15 protein-coding genes are annotated in these 15,547 nt (G+C 48.6%); 8 read left to right on the top strand and 7 right to left on the bottom strand.

The genetic code is table 11. The annotated features are described in order from the left end of the window. Window positions 1–64 precede the first annotated feature (64 nt). Window positions 65–286 carry a DUF2795 domain-containing protein gene (locus AC4BAP_RS02120; protein WP_025608825.1) on the top strand — a complete coding sequence of 74 codons (222 nt, stop codon included), beginning with the start codon at window positions 65–67 and terminating at the stop codon, window positions 284–286. A gap of 95 nt (window positions 287–381) precedes the next feature. Further along, complete coding sequence (locus tag AC4BAP_RS02115; protein ID WP_490580958.1) at window positions 382–1,107, top strand: ABC transporter ATP-binding protein; 726 nt, start codon at window positions 382–384, stop codon at window positions 1,105–1,107. A gap of 680 nt (window positions 1,108–1,787) precedes the next feature. Here the strand turns inward: AC4BAP_RS02115 and AC4BAP_RS02110 are convergent. The 3 genes from AC4BAP_RS02110 to queA all read right to left on the bottom strand — a co-directional run bounded on the left by AC4BAP_RS02110 (window position 1,788) and on the right by queA (window position 4,447). Continuing rightward, a complete protein-coding gene (locus AC4BAP_RS02110) occupies window positions 1,788–2,480 on the bottom strand; it encodes a 2-C-methyl-D-erythritol 4-phosphate cytidylyltransferase (RefSeq protein ID WP_490580957.1) in 693 nt (230 codons plus the stop codon). Between the two features lie 49 nt (window positions 2,481–2,529). Next, a complete protein-coding gene (locus AC4BAP_RS02105) occupies window positions 2,530–3,159 on the bottom strand; it encodes a CatB-related O-acetyltransferase (RefSeq protein ID WP_490580956.1) in 630 nt (209 codons plus the stop codon). A 241-nt stretch (window positions 3,160–3,400) separates the two neighbouring features. After that, window positions 3,401–4,447 (bottom strand): tRNA preQ1(34) S-adenosylmethionine ribosyltransferase-isomerase QueA, encoded by a 1,047-nt coding sequence (queA, locus tag AC4BAP_RS02100; protein WP_490580955.1) that lies wholly within the window; start codon window positions 4,445–4,447, stop codon window positions 3,401–3,403. 194 nt (window positions 4,448–4,641) lie between these two features. Between queA and AC4BAP_RS02095 the strand changes: the two genes are divergently transcribed. The 4 genes from AC4BAP_RS02095 (at window position 4,642) to uvrA (ending at window position 10,461) form a co-directional block, all read left to right on the top strand. Beyond that, window positions 4,642–5,889, top strand: coding sequence for an ABC transporter permease (locus AC4BAP_RS02095; RefSeq protein ID WP_490581147.1), 1,248 nt, complete (start codon window positions 4,642–4,644; stop codon window positions 5,887–5,889). 149 nt (window positions 5,890–6,038) lie between these two features. Continuing rightward, on the top strand, window positions 6,039–6,902 hold the full coding sequence (locus AC4BAP_RS02090) for an LOG family protein (protein ID WP_490580954.1): 864 nt from the start codon (window positions 6,039–6,041) through the stop codon (window positions 6,900–6,902). 149 nt (window positions 6,903–7,051) lie between these two features. Next, complete coding sequence (locus AC4BAP_RS02085) at window positions 7,052–7,429, top strand: YidH family protein (RefSeq protein ID WP_490580953.1); 378 nt, start codon at window positions 7,052–7,054, stop codon at window positions 7,427–7,429. Between the two features lie 125 nt (window positions 7,430–7,554). After that, window positions 7,555–10,461, top strand: a complete 2,907-nt coding sequence (gene uvrA, locus AC4BAP_RS02080; protein ID WP_490580952.1) for an excinuclease ABC subunit UvrA — start codon at window positions 7,555–7,557, stop codon at window positions 10,459–10,461. Between the two features lie 40 nt (window positions 10,462–10,501). Here uvrA and AC4BAP_RS02075 read toward each other — a convergent pair whose 3' ends face one another. Then, entirely contained in the window at window positions 10,502–11,059 is a 558-nt protein-coding gene (locus tag AC4BAP_RS02075; RefSeq protein ID WP_490580951.1) for a DUF4142 domain-containing protein, read from the bottom strand. Between the two features lie 86 nt (window positions 11,060–11,145). Further along, on the bottom strand, window positions 11,146–11,727 hold the full coding sequence (locus AC4BAP_RS02070; RefSeq protein WP_490580950.1) for a DUF4142 domain-containing protein: 582 nt from the start codon (window positions 11,725–11,727) through the stop codon (window positions 11,146–11,148). Between the two features lie 225 nt (window positions 11,728–11,952). Here AC4BAP_RS02070 and AC4BAP_RS02065 point away from each other — a divergent pair, with 225 nt between their 5' ends. Further along, complete coding sequence (locus tag AC4BAP_RS02065) at window positions 11,953–12,651, top strand: ABC transporter ATP-binding protein (RefSeq protein ID WP_490580949.1); 699 nt, start codon at window positions 11,953–11,955, stop codon at window positions 12,649–12,651. Between the two features lie 92 nt (window positions 12,652–12,743). Continuing rightward, entirely contained in the window at window positions 12,744–13,574 is an 831-nt protein-coding gene (locus AC4BAP_RS02060; RefSeq protein ID WP_490580948.1) for a hypothetical protein, read from the top strand. 78 nt (window positions 13,575–13,652) lie between these two features. Here AC4BAP_RS02060 and AC4BAP_RS02055 read toward each other — a convergent pair whose 3' ends face one another. Together AC4BAP_RS02055 and AC4BAP_RS02050 are read right to left on the bottom strand one after the other, a co-directional pair. Further along, window positions 13,653–14,375, bottom strand: a complete 723-nt coding sequence (locus AC4BAP_RS02055; RefSeq protein ID WP_490580947.1) for a TapB family protein — start codon at window positions 14,373–14,375, stop codon at window positions 13,653–13,655. A 170-nt stretch (window positions 14,376–14,545) separates the two neighbouring features. Then, window positions 14,546–15,328: an enoyl-CoA hydratase-related protein gene (locus AC4BAP_RS02050; protein ID WP_490580946.1), complete on the bottom strand. Its 783-nt coding sequence runs from the start codon at window positions 15,326–15,328 to the stop codon at window positions 14,546–14,548. Window positions 15,329–15,547: the final 219 nt, after the last annotated feature.

The raw sequence follows: 15,547 nt of genomic DNA, 5'->3' as shown, positions 1-15,547 counted from the left end.
TTTTTATATTTATTCATACTTTTGCAATCCATTCAAACAGCCAATAATTAAAGGAGAAAATACTATGTACTGGACACTTGAACTAGCTTCATATCTGGAAGATGCACCCTGGCCAGCAACAAAAGACGAGTTGATCGACTTTTCTATCCGCTCAGGTGCCCCAATGGAAGTTGTAGAAAACCTGCAAGCCCTGGAAGATGACGGACAGCCTTACGAGAACATCGAAGAGATCTGGCCTGACTATCCTACAAAAGAGGATTTCATGTTTAACGAAGACGAGTACTAAGATTAATTATGAATGATGAATTAAGAATTATGAATGGCTTACTTCGCTGTCTGTAATTCATAACTCATAATTTGTAATTCATAATTGAGCAAAGCTTGATCGTCGAAGTAAAAAATCTGGTTGCGGGTTATGGCCAACGGGTCCTGATCCGCAACCTTTCTTTTTCTATCCCCTCTCCTGCTTTTGTGGCTATCATCGGCCATAACGGCGCTGGTAAAACTACGTTCTTCAAAACCTTCCAGCAAAAGGTGCCCTACCAAGGGCAGTTACTGGTGCAGGGCCATGACCTGAAACACCTCCGCAACCCCGCTGAAAAAGGCATACTCTCTTACCTGCCTCAGAAAAACGTTATCAATTTCCCGATAAAGGTACACGACCTGGTGGTAATGGGCCTGTTCCGGAAGAAGCGATTCTTTGAGAACTACGATGCAGCCGACTACGACCTGGCGGCACAGGTACTGGAGCAACTGCAACTCACCCACCTTATAGACCACGATTTTACTACCTTATCCGGTGGTGAGCAACAACTGGTGTGGCTTGCACAATTAATGCTGCAGGATGCCGATATCATACTTCTGGATGAGCCTACCCAACAGCTAGATGTATACTACAAAAACCAGGTCTTCAGCCTGCTGCAGGATTGGGCGCTTACCAAAGGCAAAACCATACTTTGCATCACCCACGACTTGTCAAACCTAACCCCATTGCAGGGCTATCTACTCAATCTTTCTAAACCAGAGCCTGTACTTGAGCCTATTTCTGCCACGGCAGTGCAGGAAAACCAGGTATTTCTGGAGGCAGGGCGACAGGTGGCGTTGTAGTCAGAATTAGGATTTGCAGGATTTGAAAGGATGGATAGGATTACCTTCAATACCAGGTCCAACCATTCCTTTCTTTATTAGCTAGGACAGAGAGCTTACTATATAAGATTGCAGTGGTTATTGGGTATTCAGCACTTATTTGCTTTGATATCGAGTTGCTTCTATCCCTCAGTCTTGCTTGCCAATTGTTTCACTTCTAGCTTTGGTGCCCTCAAGGCCGGGAGGCCTCGCCTTCGGGCATCGCGCTGTGTATCTGAAGCTGCCTCCGCTCTGCTCCGGCTGCCCTTACGGGCACCGCAACAGCTACAAGGCGCTCTTTATCGAGGGCCCCTTCCCCCACCCAAAGGCTGGGATCGACACTTCTTGGTGAACGTCTGTCACAACTGGCCAGCAAGTATAAAACTGATACTTCCCTACATTAAAGGCGAAGATTCCCCTCTGGGGGTAGGGGCCCTCTTTTAAAGAGAGGGGTGCAGGGGTGTGTAATCGTCTTCAGAAATCCCCCTCCTGTTTTTAGGAGGGGCTAGGGGAGGTAAAATTCCCCGCCTTGGACAATCGAGAACGGGAGTTCGAAGATTGCGAGCGTAGCTCTAAGGGGTTAGGGGTGGTTGGACCACGCTCACTATGAAACGATAAGCAAGATACTGTGAGGACCAATCCTTCTAATCATTCTAACCCCCTTAATCTGTGGTCCAATCACCAGCCGCAAAAGCTTCTGCAAGTATAAGGTCCTCGGGTGTGGTTATTTTGATGTTGCGGTAGCTGCCTTCCACTAAAACTATACTTTCGCCTATACTTTCCACTACAGAAGCATCGTCAGTGAAATATTCCTGCTCGGGTTGCTCATAGGCTTTGCGAAGTATACTTGCCGGAAAAACCTGTGGCGTTTGCACCAGTTTATACTTTGTGCGAGGCACGGCGCGACTTCCCTCATCCGTCAACTCACGGATAGAGTCTTTTGGTGATACGGCCACCACTGCCCCGCTTCCCTGGGCGGCAACTGCATAAGCAGCTTTAATTATTTGCTCTTCCACAAAAGGTCGCACCCCATCATGCACTGCAACCAGGCCCTCTCCCATCACAGCGCTCAAACCATTCTTAACCGACTGAAACCGCGAGGCACCTCCAGCCACTGTCATATGAAAAAGCTTAAACCCGTGTTTGCGGCACAGCTCACGCCAGGTTACAAGCTGTTCCTGAGGCAGTACCACAATCAGCCTGACATCCGGGTTATACTTATAAAAGCGCTCAATGGTGTGCATAAGTATGGGTTTGCCCGCTACCTCAATAAACTGCTTGGGTAAGTCGCTTTGCATTCTGCTGCCACTGCCACCTGCCACTATAATTGCGTACTCCGGTATTTGGTTTGCCATGTTGCAAAGGTACAAAGTTTGAGGGTATTGAAGTCAGGAAGTTGCTTTACTACTCGCAGCTTGCCAGGGCTTCCACGTTGTCAGAATGGATCAGGTGCAGGTTACGGCTGATCTTTTCTGCATCCCAGTTCCACCAGGCTATACTTAGCAGTTGTTCTATCTGCTCCTCTGAGAAGCGCTTTTTCACTACCACGGCAGGATTACCGGCTACTATGGCATAGTCGGGCACATCTTTGGTTACAACAGACTTGGTGGCTACCACAGCTCCATTGCCAATTCGTAAGCCAGGCATAATTACAGTCTCTGTTCCGATCCAAACATCGTTTTCTATCACCGTGTCGCCTTTCATGGGGTAAGCCACCTCTTCTGCGATCCGTTCCCAGCCGTTGCCAAATATCTGGAAGGGGTAACTTGACACTGGCTTTGTTTCATGGTTTCCGCCGTTCATGATAAACTTTACACCGGACGCGATGGCACAAAACTTTCCAATAAGCAGTTTATCTCCTATAAAATCGAAGTGGTAAAGCACATTCTTCTCGAAGTTGTAAGGATCCTCCAGGTCATCGTAATAAGTATAGTCACCAACCTCAATGTTTGGGTGCTGGATAATGTTTTTCAGAAACACCAGCTTTCTATGGTGCGACAGCGGGTACAATGTGTTTGGATCTGGCCCGATCATAGTTTTATAGTTTAAGACCTCGCAGCGTGCGCGGCTCCTGCGAGCGTCTAGCATTTGAAACAAGTAATTCTGAATGAGCGAATGAGCGAATGAGTGCATATATATTCACCCTAACCCTCTAACTCCCAAACTCTCTAACTCAAAAGACGCTCACAGGAACTGCGAAGTCTGATAAATCAAAGTATAAAAAATGCCCCAACTTTATCGGCTGGGGCATCTGTATTTTTTTGCAAAGTATAGCTTACAGGATCAGCATTACGTCGCCGTAGCTAAAGAAGCGGTACTTCTCTTTAACAGCCTCTTCGTAAGCTTTCATTACCAGTTCGTAACCTCCAAAGGCAGCGGCCATCATCAGCAGTGTGCTTTCAGGCATATGGAAGTTCGTAACAAGTGCGTTAGCGATCTTAAAGTCATACGGAGGGAAGATGAAACGATCTGTCCAGCCCTCGTTTGGCTTCAGGCGGCTGTTTGCTGAAACTGAAGACTCAAGCGCACGCATTGTAGTGGTGCCAATGGCACAAACGCGTTTCTTGTTGTCCAGTGCTTTGTTTACCAGCTCGGCAGTATCAGCAGGAACCATGAAGTTTTCAGAGTCCATCTTGTGCTTAGTAAGGTCTTCCACATCCACCGGACGGAAAGTACCCAAGCCTACGTGCAATGTTATCGGAGCCATCTCAACGCCTTTTATCTCCAGGCGCTTCATCACCTCTTTTGTAAAGTGCAGGCCGGCAGTTGGGGCAGCCACGGCACCTACGTTTTTAGCATATACTGTCTGGTAACGCTCTCTGTCCTCAGGCTCAGCTTCACGCTTGATATACTTTGGAAGTGGCGTCTCGCCAAGGTCGTTGATAGTTTTATAGAACTCCTCATCTGTACCATCGAACAAGAATTTGATAGTACGGCCACGAGATGTTGTATTGTCGATCACCTCAGCTACAAGGTCGCTGTCGCCGAAGTATAGCTTGTTGCCTACACGAATCTTACGGGCCGGGTCTACCAGCACGTCCCACAGGTGGATGTCTTTGTTAAGCTCACGCAGCAGGAAAACCTCGATCTTGGCACCAGTCTTCTCTTTGTTGCCATAAAGGCGGGCCGGGAAAACTTTTGTATCGTTTACCACCATCACATCACCATCGTCGAAGTACTCCAGGATGTCTTTGAAAATGCGGTGCTCTATTTTGCCTGTATCACGGTGTACTACCATCATACGCGACTCATCACGGTTTTCGGAAGGGTGCGTTGCCAGTAGGTTTTCCGGCAGGTCAAACTTGAATTCTGATAATTTCATAAATTTAATATTACGGTATTAAACTTTTAGGTAAATGTTTCTGGTGGTAAAACAGGCAAAATGCCTGTAAGGGTTCATAGCACCCTATAAGGCAAAAAATCTAAAAATTGAGCCGCAAATTTACTTATTTTGGCCGAAATATTCTTACTTTTAAGAAAATTACTTCGGATATTGCCCGATTACTGATCATCAGAATGATATACCTGCGCTTAATAGCTGAGAGTTTCCGGTTTGCATGGCAGGCGCTGCGGTCTAACCTGCTGCGCACTGTACTTTCCTTGCTTGGGGTTACGATCGGTATATTCGCCATTATTTCTGTTTTCACGCTGGTAGACTCGCTGGAACGTAACGTACGCGATAGTATGAGCTTTATTGGCGACAAGGTGATCTATGTGCAGAAATGGCCGTGGGCGTTTGGGGGTGACTACCCCTGGTGGAAGTACTTCCAGAGGCCGCACCCCAACATGCGCGAGTTCAGGCTGCTGGAGCGCAACCTCACAAACGATGCCGGCACCGCTATTTTCGTAGACAGGGGCAACAACACCTTTAAGCAGGGCAGCAACAGCTTCTCCAACGCCGGCCTGATTGGGGTAACTTACGAGTACAACAAAGTATCCGAAATTCCGATCGAAAAGGGACGCTATTTTATTCCGCAGGAAGTGGACGCAGCCCGAAACGTGATCATTATCGGGCATGAGATGGCAGCGGCTCTTTTCCCTTACACAGAGCCCATGGGGCAGATAATAAAGGTAAAAGGGCATAAATTTTCGGTGATCGGGGTAATGGAAAAACAGGGCGAAAGCATGTTTGGCATGCCCAATTTCGATCAGATGGGCATCGTGCCCTACGGAGCCTTTGCCAAAGTATATGATGTGGGCCCCGACGGGCTTGGCTCTACCATCGCGGTTAAAGGCCGCGAAGAGGACCCAGGCCTGATGGAGCTGGAGTATGAGATACGTGGCCTGATGCGCAACATACGTGGGCTGCGCCCCCGCGACGAAGACAACTTTGCCCTGAACCGCCCCGAAATGGCCACGCAGGCTATAGGCGGCTTCTTCCAGGTGGTGGGTTTGGCCGGCTGGGTGATTGGCGGATTTGCCATACTTGTGGGAGGTTTCGGTATTGCCAACATCATGTTTGTGTCGGTAAAAGAGCGGACCAACATTATCGGGATACAAAAATCATTGGGAGCTAAGAATTATTTCATACTTTTCCAGTTCCTGTTCGAGTCGGTGTTCCTGAGCTTAATTGGCGGTGGCATAGGCATTTTCCTAGTGTTCCTGCTCACGCTCATACCCCAGGACATGATGGAGGTAGGGCTATCGGCAGGTAACATTATACTTGGACTGGGCGTATCGGCGGTTATTGGAATGCTTTCCGGGATTATTCCGGCAGTTTTAGCTTCTAACCTGGACCCTGTTATTGCAATCCGCTCCAAATAGATATATTTACACCCTTGGTTGATTTGCAGTGCTTCCTCACTTGATGCAAAACACCCTTAAATTTTATTATATTAATTGAGATGACATGCGCCTGAGAGAAATGGCGCACAGGGGCACACGCGCCTCTGCGATGAAGATGACGAATAATTATGACAAAGCTGAGAAAGACAAGTAAGACAAAGCTCCAGGATCAGGAGATGAACACAGGCAGCGGACAAACTATCCTGAAGCCTGACGTTAATGAGAATAAAGCCAGATCGGTTACCGACCTGCGCGAAAGCGGCCAGGTTACTGCGCCACCAGCCTCGCCGGAAGATAAAAAGATCCGCCAGGCGTTTGTAGACAAAGACTGGAACGAGATCAAAATTGCTGACTCGTGGCAGATATTTAAAGTGATGTCGGAGTTTGTGGAGGGATTTGAGAAACTGGCCAAGATCGGCCCCTGCGTTTCCATTTTCGGTTCTGCACGCACTAAAAACACGCATAAGTACTACGTAATGGCCGAGGAGATCGCCGCTAAACTGGTGCGCCATGGCTATGGTGTTATCACTGGCGGTGGCCCGGGCATTATGGAGGCCGGCAACAAAGGCGCTCACTCTGAAGGCGGCAAGTCTGTAGGCCTTAATATCCACCTGCCGTTCGAGCAGTTCAACAACATTTATATCGACTCTGACAAGCTGATAAACTTCGATTATTTCTTTGTGCGCAAAGTAATGTTTGTGAAGTATGCCCAGGGCTTTGTAGTAATGCCGGGCGGCTTTGGTACGCTGGATGAGTTATTCGAGGCGATCACGCTGATCCAGACGAAGAAGATCGGTGCATTCCCAATCGTGTTGGTAGGTCGTTCTTACTGGGAAGGCCTGTTCAAGTGGATCGAAGACGTGATGCTGAACGTGGAAAGCAACATCAGCCCTGAAGACCTTGACCTGGTACACATTGTGGACGACGCCACTGAGGCCGTTAAGGTAATTGACGATTTCTACAGCAAGTACCTGCTGTCTCCGAACTTCTAAGAGAAGAAAGTTTTATACTTACACGAAAGCCCGCTGCCCTGGTAGCGGGCTTTTTGTTTTATAAACTCTTGTGTCGCTATCCACAGCACTTAAAGTATACTTAACATGGCCATGCCCGTATATTTTTCAAAAGGTGTGGTATCGGTGCTATGCAAGATAAAGACGAGATAAAGCGACTCAAGAAAAAACTGAAGGTTCAGGAAAAGAAGAACAGCGAGATCAGGGATCACATGGCGCTGGAGCGGACTGTTTTTGCTAATGAGCGCACCTTTATGGCTTATTTGCGCACAGCCATGGCCATAGTGGGTGCGGGTATTGTGGCTGTCAAATTCGCCAACGACCTCTACCTTAAAATTGCAGGTTTTGTGTTGCTGCCGGTTGGCTTTGTCTTGGGGGTATATGGCTTTTATCGCTATCGCCAGAAGCAGAAAATCATCCTGAACCACCACCAGCATTACTCCAAAACCAGCCACCACCACGCCGAAATACATGAGAAAGAAGCCAGCTGCTACGGTAACATAGATTAGCCCTTGTTACTTTAATTGGGAATGGTAAACCAATTGGTGTCATTTTCTGTTAAGAGTGGTTAGGGTTTTGCTGCTGTAAAACCCTCTTGTTTTTGTAAATTGCGACTTAAAACCACTTATCCTGAATGGATCTCAACCAAGAGCAACCAACTGCTTTAACAGGCACAGCTACTAACACGCAAGTCCCAAGTATAAACGGCGATGCGCAGCAGATAGAAGTATACGGTGCCCGTGAACATAATCTCAAAAATATCTCCATCAAGCTTCCGCGCTACCAGCTGGTAGTATTTACCGGCATTAGCGGATCGGGCAAGTCTTCTCTGGCTTTCGATACGATCTATGCCGAAGGTCAGCGACGCTACATGGAAACCTTCTCGGCCTATGCCCGCTCGTTTATGGGCGGACTCGAAAGGCCGAATGTGGACAAAATTGAAGGCCTTTCGCCGGTAATTTCTATCGAGCAAAAGACCACCAGCCGCAACCCGCGCTCTACCGTAGGCACCATTACCGAGATCTACGACTTTATGCGATTACTGTGGGCACGAACCGCCGAAGCATTCAGCTATGTTACCGGCGAGAAAATGGTGCGTCAGAGCGACGAGCAGATCGTGAACCACATCCTGGAGAACTTCGATGGCAAGCGCATTGTAGTGCTGGCACCAGTGGTAAAAGGCCGTAAAGGCCACTACCGTGAGCTGTTCCAGCAGATCCGCAAAATGGGCTTTATACGTGCCCGTGTGGATGGAGAGTTAATGGAGATCGCGCCTAAGATGCAGGTGGACAGGTATAAGATCCACGACATTGAGATCGTAGTGGATAAGATCGTGGTGAAGGAAGAGGACCGTTTCCGTCTGTCAAGCTCTATCCAAAATGCGCTCACGCATGGCAAGGGCACGGTACTTATACTTGATGCTGATGCAGATAAGACGCACTTCTTCTCACGCCACCTCATGGACCCTGCCACTGGCATCGCTTACGACGATCCGGCTCCGAACTCTTTCTCATTTAACTCGCCTTACGGAGCCTGCCCTACCTGCAATGGCCTGGGCGAGATACAGGAGATCACAGAGGAATCGGTTATACCGGACAGGAGCCTGAGCATACGCCGTGGTGGTATCGCGCCGCTTGGCGACTATCGTGACATCTGGATCTTCAAGCAGATAGAAGCGCTGTTTAAGCATTTTAAAGTATCGGTTTCCACGCCTATAAAAGACCTGCCCGAGGATGTTTTAAAGGTGTTGCTTTACGGCCTCGACGAGGACCTGGAGGTGAATACCAAAAAGGGCAGCTACATTGTGGAGTTTGAGGGCATCGTCAATTTCCTGAAGAACCAGATGGAGTCTGATTCCGACAACATTCGCTCGTGGGTAGAGGATTTTGCGCAAACTACCACCTGCCCTGATTGTAACGGCTACAGGCTTAAGAAAGAGTCGCTGCACTTTAAAATAGACGGCAAAAACATCGGTGAGCTTTCTGTGCTGGACATCAACAAACTGGCAGCCTGGTTCGAAGGGTTGGAAGAAAGACTGAGTGAGCGCCAGAACGTAATTGCAAAAGAGCTTTTAAAGGAAATACGCAAGCGCATCGGCTTTTTGCTGGATGTTGGTCTGGATTACCTGAGCCTGCACCGCCCTGTAAAAACACTTTCGGGTGGCGAGAGCCAACGTATACGCCTCGCTACGCAGATAGGTACGCAGCTGGTGGGTGTGCTTTACATTATGGATGAGCCAAGTATAGGCCTGCACCAGCGCGACAACGAACGCCTGATAAAAGCCCTGCAAGACCTCCGCGATCTAGGCAACTCCATTATTGTGGTGGAGCACGACAAGGACATGATCCTGCAGTCGGATTATGTAGTAGACATCGGCCCAGGGGCAGGCATACATGGCGGCCAGGTGGTAACAGCCGGCACGCCAGAAGATATGATGAAAGCCGGTACCACTACCGCCGATTTCCTGAGCAACCGCAGAGGTATACCTGTGCCACGCAAAAAGCGTGAAGGCAACGGCGAGAAACTTATACTTAAAGGAGCCACGGGCCACAACCTGAAAAACGTAACGCTGACTTTACCGCTGGGTAAAATGATCTGCGTAACGGGTGTGTCGGGCAGTGGCAAGTCATCATTGATACACGACACCCTGTACCCTATACTTAACACGCACTTTTTCCGGGCAAAGCGCGAGCCGCTACCTTATAAAAATATAGAAGGCCTGGAGCACCTGGACAAGGTAATCGAGGTAGACCAGTCGCCGATTGGCCGTACGCCGCGCTCTAACCCTGCCACTTATACTGGTGTATTTACAGATATACGCACCTTGTTTGCGCAACTACCTGAAGCCAAAATAAGAGGGTATTCGCCGGGCCGCTTCTCGTTTAACGTGAAGGGCGGACGTTGCGAGGCTTGCGAAGGAGCCGGTATGCGTACGATCGAGATGAATTTTTTACCGGATGTATACGTGCCATGCGAAGTATGCAAAGGCAAACGCTACAACCGCGAAACGCTGGAGGTACGCTTCAAGGGCAAAAGTATAACCGACGTGCTGGACATGACCGTGGAGCAGGCCGTGGACTTTTTCGAAAGCCAGCCGCGTATACTTCGTAAGATTCAGACCCTGAACGATGTTGGTCTGGGCTACATTACGCTGGGCCAGCAGGCCACTACCCTGTCGGGTGGCGAGGCGCAGCGCGTGAAACTGGCCACGGAATTATCCAAAAAAGACACCGGCAAAACGCTTTACATTCTGGATGAGCCAACTACCGGCCTGCACTTTCAGGACATAGAGCACTTGACGGAGGTACTGCACAAGCTAACCGACAAGGGCAACACGGTATTGATCATCGAGCATAACCTGGACCTGATCAAGATAGCCGATTACATCATCGATATCGGTCCGGAAGGCGGCGAGGGCGGCGGCACAATTGTAGCCGCCGGTACACCGGAAGAAGTTGCCAAGGTAAAGAAAGGCTATACTTCGCGCTTCCTGAAAGAGGAACTCAGCACGAGCCACTATACCGATAACGGCGAGGCATAAAGCAAAAGGGCAGTTATGGATCCATAACTGCCCTTTTGCTTTAGTCTATTTTTTCCTCAAGCCTGTCGGCGGCCTCGCTGTGCTGCCGCAGCAACGGTAATTGCCTGGATGCAAACTGCTTCACCTCCATGCTTTTACCATGCTCTGATATGTCTTCGTAGCGTTTCAGCAGTTCTCTGTGCTGGTTCCGCATTACCCTGATAAACTCCACATCAAAGGCAATGCCCTCTTTTTCCAGAAGGTCGTCGTAGATCTTGCGGTCGTGTTTGCCTAATGTGTTAGGCAGTACCAGGTTCGTCTGGCTTGCCAATTCCTGGAGCTCGTTGTTAAGCTGCATATGTGTATTCTCGGCACGCTGCGCAAAACTCTTAACCTCAGGGCTTACGCCCCGGTTTATGGCTGCCTCGCTCATCTGCACCAACAGCAAATTGGCACTGGCTGCTTCGGCTGCGAAAAGCGCATCGTTCTCCATATCTTCGATACCGGCAGCCTCAAATTGCTGCACACTCAGCTCTTTTGCCTGTTCCACACTGTCGTCTGAGTCGCAGCCTACCAGGAAAAGGCAAAGCAATAAGCCATAGACTAAATTATTTTTCATAGTGTTGGTTTAAATAAAAAGCATCTGTAAGTACTGATACTCACAGATGCTTTTATATGTTTTATTTATTCACGGCAAGGGCCTCGCTATTTCTTTTTCTGCACCATGTCGTTTACCTGCTTGGCGCGGTCGTGGTGCTGGCGCAGGGTGGTAACCGTGTTGCTCACAAAGGTCTTCAATTGCGGATCTTCCAAATCTTTTGCAGCATTTTCAAACATTTCCACGTCTTCTTTATGGTCCGATACCATCAGGTCCATGTAGGCCTTGTCAAACTCAGCCCCGGTTTTTTTACGCAGCTCTTTCACATGCTCCATGTGCTTTTCGCCCATACTGTCCGGCAACATAATGTTTAGTCGCGCAGCGTGAGCCTTCAGCTCCTGGTTCACCTTCTGATGATCGTTCACCATCATGGTGCCGAAATCCTTAACTTCTTTCATCTGCCCTTTTTGCTGCGCCAGCTTTCCAAGTTCTACTTCCATCATGCCCCCAGAGGCTGCCTTGGTCAGGAACTCCGACTGCTCCTCGATCTGGTCTTCCATTTCCATGCCTTCAGCCATTTCCTCATTTGCTTCCTGTGCCTCTTCCACGGCACCTCTTTCCTGGTTACAGGATGCCACGCCAAAAATCAATGCCAGCAGCAACAAACCTGTCGAAGATACTTTTTTCATAGTTTTAAAGCCTTTATATTTAATAAATTATCACTTACACTGATAGTTCTACGTCTGGGTTAAAATCATGTTCTCGCTTTTGGATTATACTTAGCTGAAGTCAATTTTAGCAAGGTGAATGAGGTTAAGTATAAAAACCGCCTGCGCCCACTAAAAAAAGCCATAAGCCCGGAACCATTTTTTACCCAGACACTTTATCAGTTCGTTTATACTTACTATTTATTTATGAATTTAAGGAGATTTGCAGGGGGCCTGTTAATTGCCGCCGCTTTTTTTGTAGTACCGGCAGGCGTTGCACAGGCACAAGGCCACAATGATGAGGACACCGAAGACAAGGTGCTGAACAAAGACCATGACCGTATCATCAAGTTCAGGCCTTTCGATATTGGCCAGGTTAGCTTCACGTACGAAAAGCTGCGTTCGTCGCGGGTGTCTAATGAGCTCGGCATCGGGTATATCTACAAATCTTATTTAAAAGACTCCGGCTTTACGCCTGTCGATAAAAAAGTGAACGGCCTTAGCGTGCGCATGAGCCAGCGCCACTATACTACAAACAAAAAAATGGCCCCGTTCGGGTTCTACCATGGCCCGGTGTTTGGCTATCGCCTGCTGATTTTTGAGAAAGACGTATTCGGCACCGAATCCACTCCACCATCTGACCCGAATTACCGTTATATAGGCCGGCTTTACCAGAACTCCATTGACCTGAGTTACCAAATAGGCGGACAGTTTCAGCTGGGCAAGCACCTCACCTCGGAGATAGGCCTTGCCTTAGGCGGCAGGCTAAAGTATGCCCGCTCTGTTGGCGCAGAAGAAATTTTGGCGCAGCGCATTATAGGGCATGAACTGGTGGCGGAACAAAACTCAGCCATTTTTGGGGTGCCACTGGCACAGTTCAACTTTTCGGTGGGCTATTCCTTCTAGTATTTGCTCTAAGTATAACTATTTTTTAATATAGGATTTAACTTTTAAATATCCGGCTCATCTAAGCGTTATACCTACAAAGCTAGAATGTTATGAAGAAACAACTTTTCAACTTTTTAACGCTGATGTTGCTGGGAAGCACGTTGGCCATCACAGCCTGCCAACGCATGGACGACGCTCAGGCCGCGCTTGAGGTAGAGTCTGCCGAGGATAACGCCGTTGCTGAAAACGAATTGACATCCGTTGACTCTTTCGTGGAGGATGCCGCTGCCGCAGAACCTTTGCTGGCCGGAAGTATGGCCGCAGCCGAAAGTCTTCCGTCCTGCGCCACTGCAAGCTACAACAAAGACACTCGCACCCTTACCATCGATTTTGGCACAACCAATTGCCTTTGCCGCGATGGCCTGACCCGCCGCGGTAAGATCGTGGCTGTGTTTAACGGGCCGTTTGGGACAGTAGGCTCAACGGTAACCATTACGCCACAAAACTACTTCGTAAACGACAACCGCATACAGGGCACTAAGGTTAAAACAAACCTGGGCAACAGAAAGGTAAGCGTGGTGGTAACCGGTGCAAGTATAACCACCCCGGAAGGCGCTACTGCTACCTGGCAGGCAAACCGCGTGGTAGAAAAAATCGCGGGCTACGACACGCCACGCATCTCTGATGATGTGTGGGTGATTACAGGTGAGGCATCCGGTGTAAACCGCAGGGGAATAGCCTATACCGCTAAAATTGAGCAGCCGCTTAAAAAGGTGCTTAGCTTCGGATGTGCCAGAAACTTCGTATCCGGTATACTTACTATTACCAACGAGCGCGGTGGCACCCTGTCTGTAAACTACGACCCCGTAGGCGGCGAACCATGCGACAAAATCGCCGAGGTAACCATCAACGGCAGAAAGAAAATCATACAGCTGCGATAATTGCAGCCTCCCTTAAATCAAAAGCCGGCCATACCTGAAGTATGGCCGGCTTTTGATTTGGGTTTAAAACTGCAATGGCTAGTTACTCACCTTGCTTAAAACACTGTACGATACCAGTTTGCCATTGCGGTACGTTTCTGAACGCACCATGCCTATGTTCGGCACATAATACTCTACTGTCTGCATTTTCATACCCGGCATCTTCATGCCCATCGCGCGGTTTTCCATCTCGGAATTTTGCCTGATCTTGAAGCTGTTGTAGGTACCGGCCGGCACTTTTATACTTTCTTTGCCCTCTACTGTTCTGTCTGTGATCTTCATGGTCATGGTGGTTATGGCCTGGCCGCTGGCCTGGTCTTTCACGGTCATGGTCATGGTGCCGTTCTCGAGTTTCTGGCCGACCCTCAGGTTGCCAGGGTATAGCATTTTGTCACCTTCCATACTTATCTCCATGTTCTTGTAGGCCTCAGTCATACCGGGGTTCATCAGCGAGCGCATATCCATCGAAATCGTGCCGCCGTCGCAGGCCACGGTAAACTCCCCTTCCGATACCGGCTTGTCTTTATTATCGTATACTTTCGTGTGGATGATGGCCTCTAGCTGTCCATTGCTGCGGTTCACACTTTTAACCTGGTAGGTGGCTTTTGTCTCCAGTTTGTCTTTGCTGTTGTAAGTCAGGATCTCGTACTGCGCATTGTTCTTGAGCAGCATAAAATCATTGCAGTTCTGGGCTTTCGCTTTGGGTGCTACTACCAACAGGAGCAGCAGAAGGATCAGTGTGCTGTATACATTCTTTTTCATAACTGAGGCTGTTAAATCATTAAACTATATTAAACGAGACTCACCTCACGCCAAGCCCCTTAAAAGTTTGTATCACAAGTATAAATGACCGAATACTTCGTAAATAGCTTAAAAAACTTAGCATAAAAAAAGCCAGCACTGTGGCTGGCTTTCCTGTTATAACTTGTTGCTTAAGCTCCCTTAAATTGCGGCTTTCTTTTTTCGTTAAAGGCGGTTACTCCTTCTTTATAGTCTGCGGAGTTACCGGCAATTTTCTGGCAATAGGCCTCATAGTCCAGCATCTCATCCAGGGTAGAGTTAAAAGACTTGTTCAGCATCTTCTTCATCATACCGATAGCCTTTGTTGGACCAGCGGCATAGCGTGCGGCAAGCTCGGCCACAGCGGCATCCAGCTCTTCGGGTGTCACTACTTTGTTTACCATGCCCAGTTGCAGCGCTTCCTCAGCCGAAACCTTAGAGCCAAGCGTGCTAAGTTCAAACGCTTTTAAAGAGCCAACCACACGCGGCAGAAAGTATGAAGACCCGGAGTCCAGCACCAGCCCCACGTTCACAAAAACCTCGATCATGCTGGCAGCCGTGGAAGCCACTACCATGTCGCAGGCAAGGGCAAGCGAGCAACCGGCACCGGCAGCCACGCCATTCAGTTTGCAGATAATTGGCTTGGGCAAATTACGCATGGCCCTGATGATCGGGTTATAGCGTTTCTCCAACGACTCTGACAGATCGCGTTTGCTTGCACTGGCAATTGCCTTCAGGTCCTGACCAGAGCAGAAAGCCTTGCCTGCACCCGTTAATACTACCACACGCACCTGTTCGTCGCGGGCTACTTGCTTCAGGGCATCCTGCAGGTCGTAGCTTTGCTGGTCGTTAAAGGCATTGAAAACGTCTGGTCGGTTTAGCGTGATGGTTGCAACGCCATCCTGCACATCATATAATAAGCACTCGTAAGCCATACTTGTCTTTTTTGTTGTAGATAGCCAAAGTTAATAAAACAGCCGCTTATGGCAAGCCACAACCCTAGTCGAATCATCCCACACCCTGTGTTAATATTATTTTAACAAAATTTATAACTAATAACATGCAACTTAATTCCCGGTAGCTTATATTTGTCGGATTACAGCTCAGTTCATTCTGAGTATCAGGGCTATAACTCGTTTATAGTTTACTGTGCT

The organism is Pontibacter sp. GD7, assembly GCF_058216375.1.
The sequence above is the reverse complement of the archived record's forward strand: the minus strand, read 5'-3'. Positions and strand labels throughout refer to the sequence as shown.

What these genes read in the sequence shown, in the direction of transcription:
- AC4BAP_RS02120 (WP_025608825.1), top strand. Translation starts at nt 65, where the DNA reads ATGTACTGGACACTTGAACTAGCTTCATATCTGGAAGATGCACCCTGG.
- AC4BAP_RS02110 (WP_490580957.1), bottom strand. Translation starts at nt 2,480, where the DNA reads ATGGCAAACCAAATACCGGAGTACGCAATTATAGTGGCAGGTGGCAGT.
- AC4BAP_RS02105 (WP_490580956.1), bottom strand. Translation starts at nt 3,159, where the DNA reads ATGATCGGGCCAGATCCAAACACATTGTACCCGCTGTCGCACCATAGA.
- queA (WP_490580955.1), bottom strand. Translation starts at nt 4,447, where the DNA reads ATGAAATTATCAGAATTCAAGTTTGACCTGCCGGAAAACCTACTGGCA.
- AC4BAP_RS02095 (WP_490581147.1), top strand. Translation starts at nt 4,642, where the DNA reads ATGATATACCTGCGCTTAATAGCTGAGAGTTTCCGGTTTGCATGGCAG.
- AC4BAP_RS02090 (WP_490580954.1), top strand. Translation starts at nt 6,039, where the DNA reads ATGACAAAGCTGAGAAAGACAAGTAAGACAAAGCTCCAGGATCAGGAG.
- AC4BAP_RS02085 (WP_490580953.1), top strand. Translation starts at nt 7,052, where the DNA reads ATGCAAGATAAAGACGAGATAAAGCGACTCAAGAAAAAACTGAAGGTT.
- uvrA (WP_490580952.1), top strand. Translation starts at nt 7,555, where the DNA reads ATGGATCTCAACCAAGAGCAACCAACTGCTTTAACAGGCACAGCTACT.
- AC4BAP_RS02075 (WP_490580951.1), bottom strand. Translation starts at nt 11,059, where the DNA reads ATGAAAAATAATTTAGTCTATGGCTTATTGCTTTGCCTTTTCCTGGTA.
- AC4BAP_RS02070 (WP_490580950.1), bottom strand. Translation starts at nt 11,727, where the DNA reads ATGAAAAAAGTATCTTCGACAGGTTTGTTGCTGCTGGCATTGATTTTT.
- AC4BAP_RS02065 (WP_490580949.1), top strand. Translation starts at nt 11,953, where the DNA reads ATGAATTTAAGGAGATTTGCAGGGGGCCTGTTAATTGCCGCCGCTTTT.
- AC4BAP_RS02060 (WP_490580948.1), top strand. Translation starts at nt 12,744, where the DNA reads ATGAAGAAACAACTTTTCAACTTTTTAACGCTGATGTTGCTGGGAAGC.
- AC4BAP_RS02055 (WP_490580947.1), bottom strand. Translation starts at nt 14,375, where the DNA reads ATGAAAAAGAATGTATACAGCACACTGATCCTTCTGCTGCTCCTGTTG.
- AC4BAP_RS02050 (WP_490580946.1), bottom strand. Translation starts at nt 15,328, where the DNA reads ATGGCTTACGAGTGCTTATTATATGATGTGCAGGATGGCGTTGCAACC.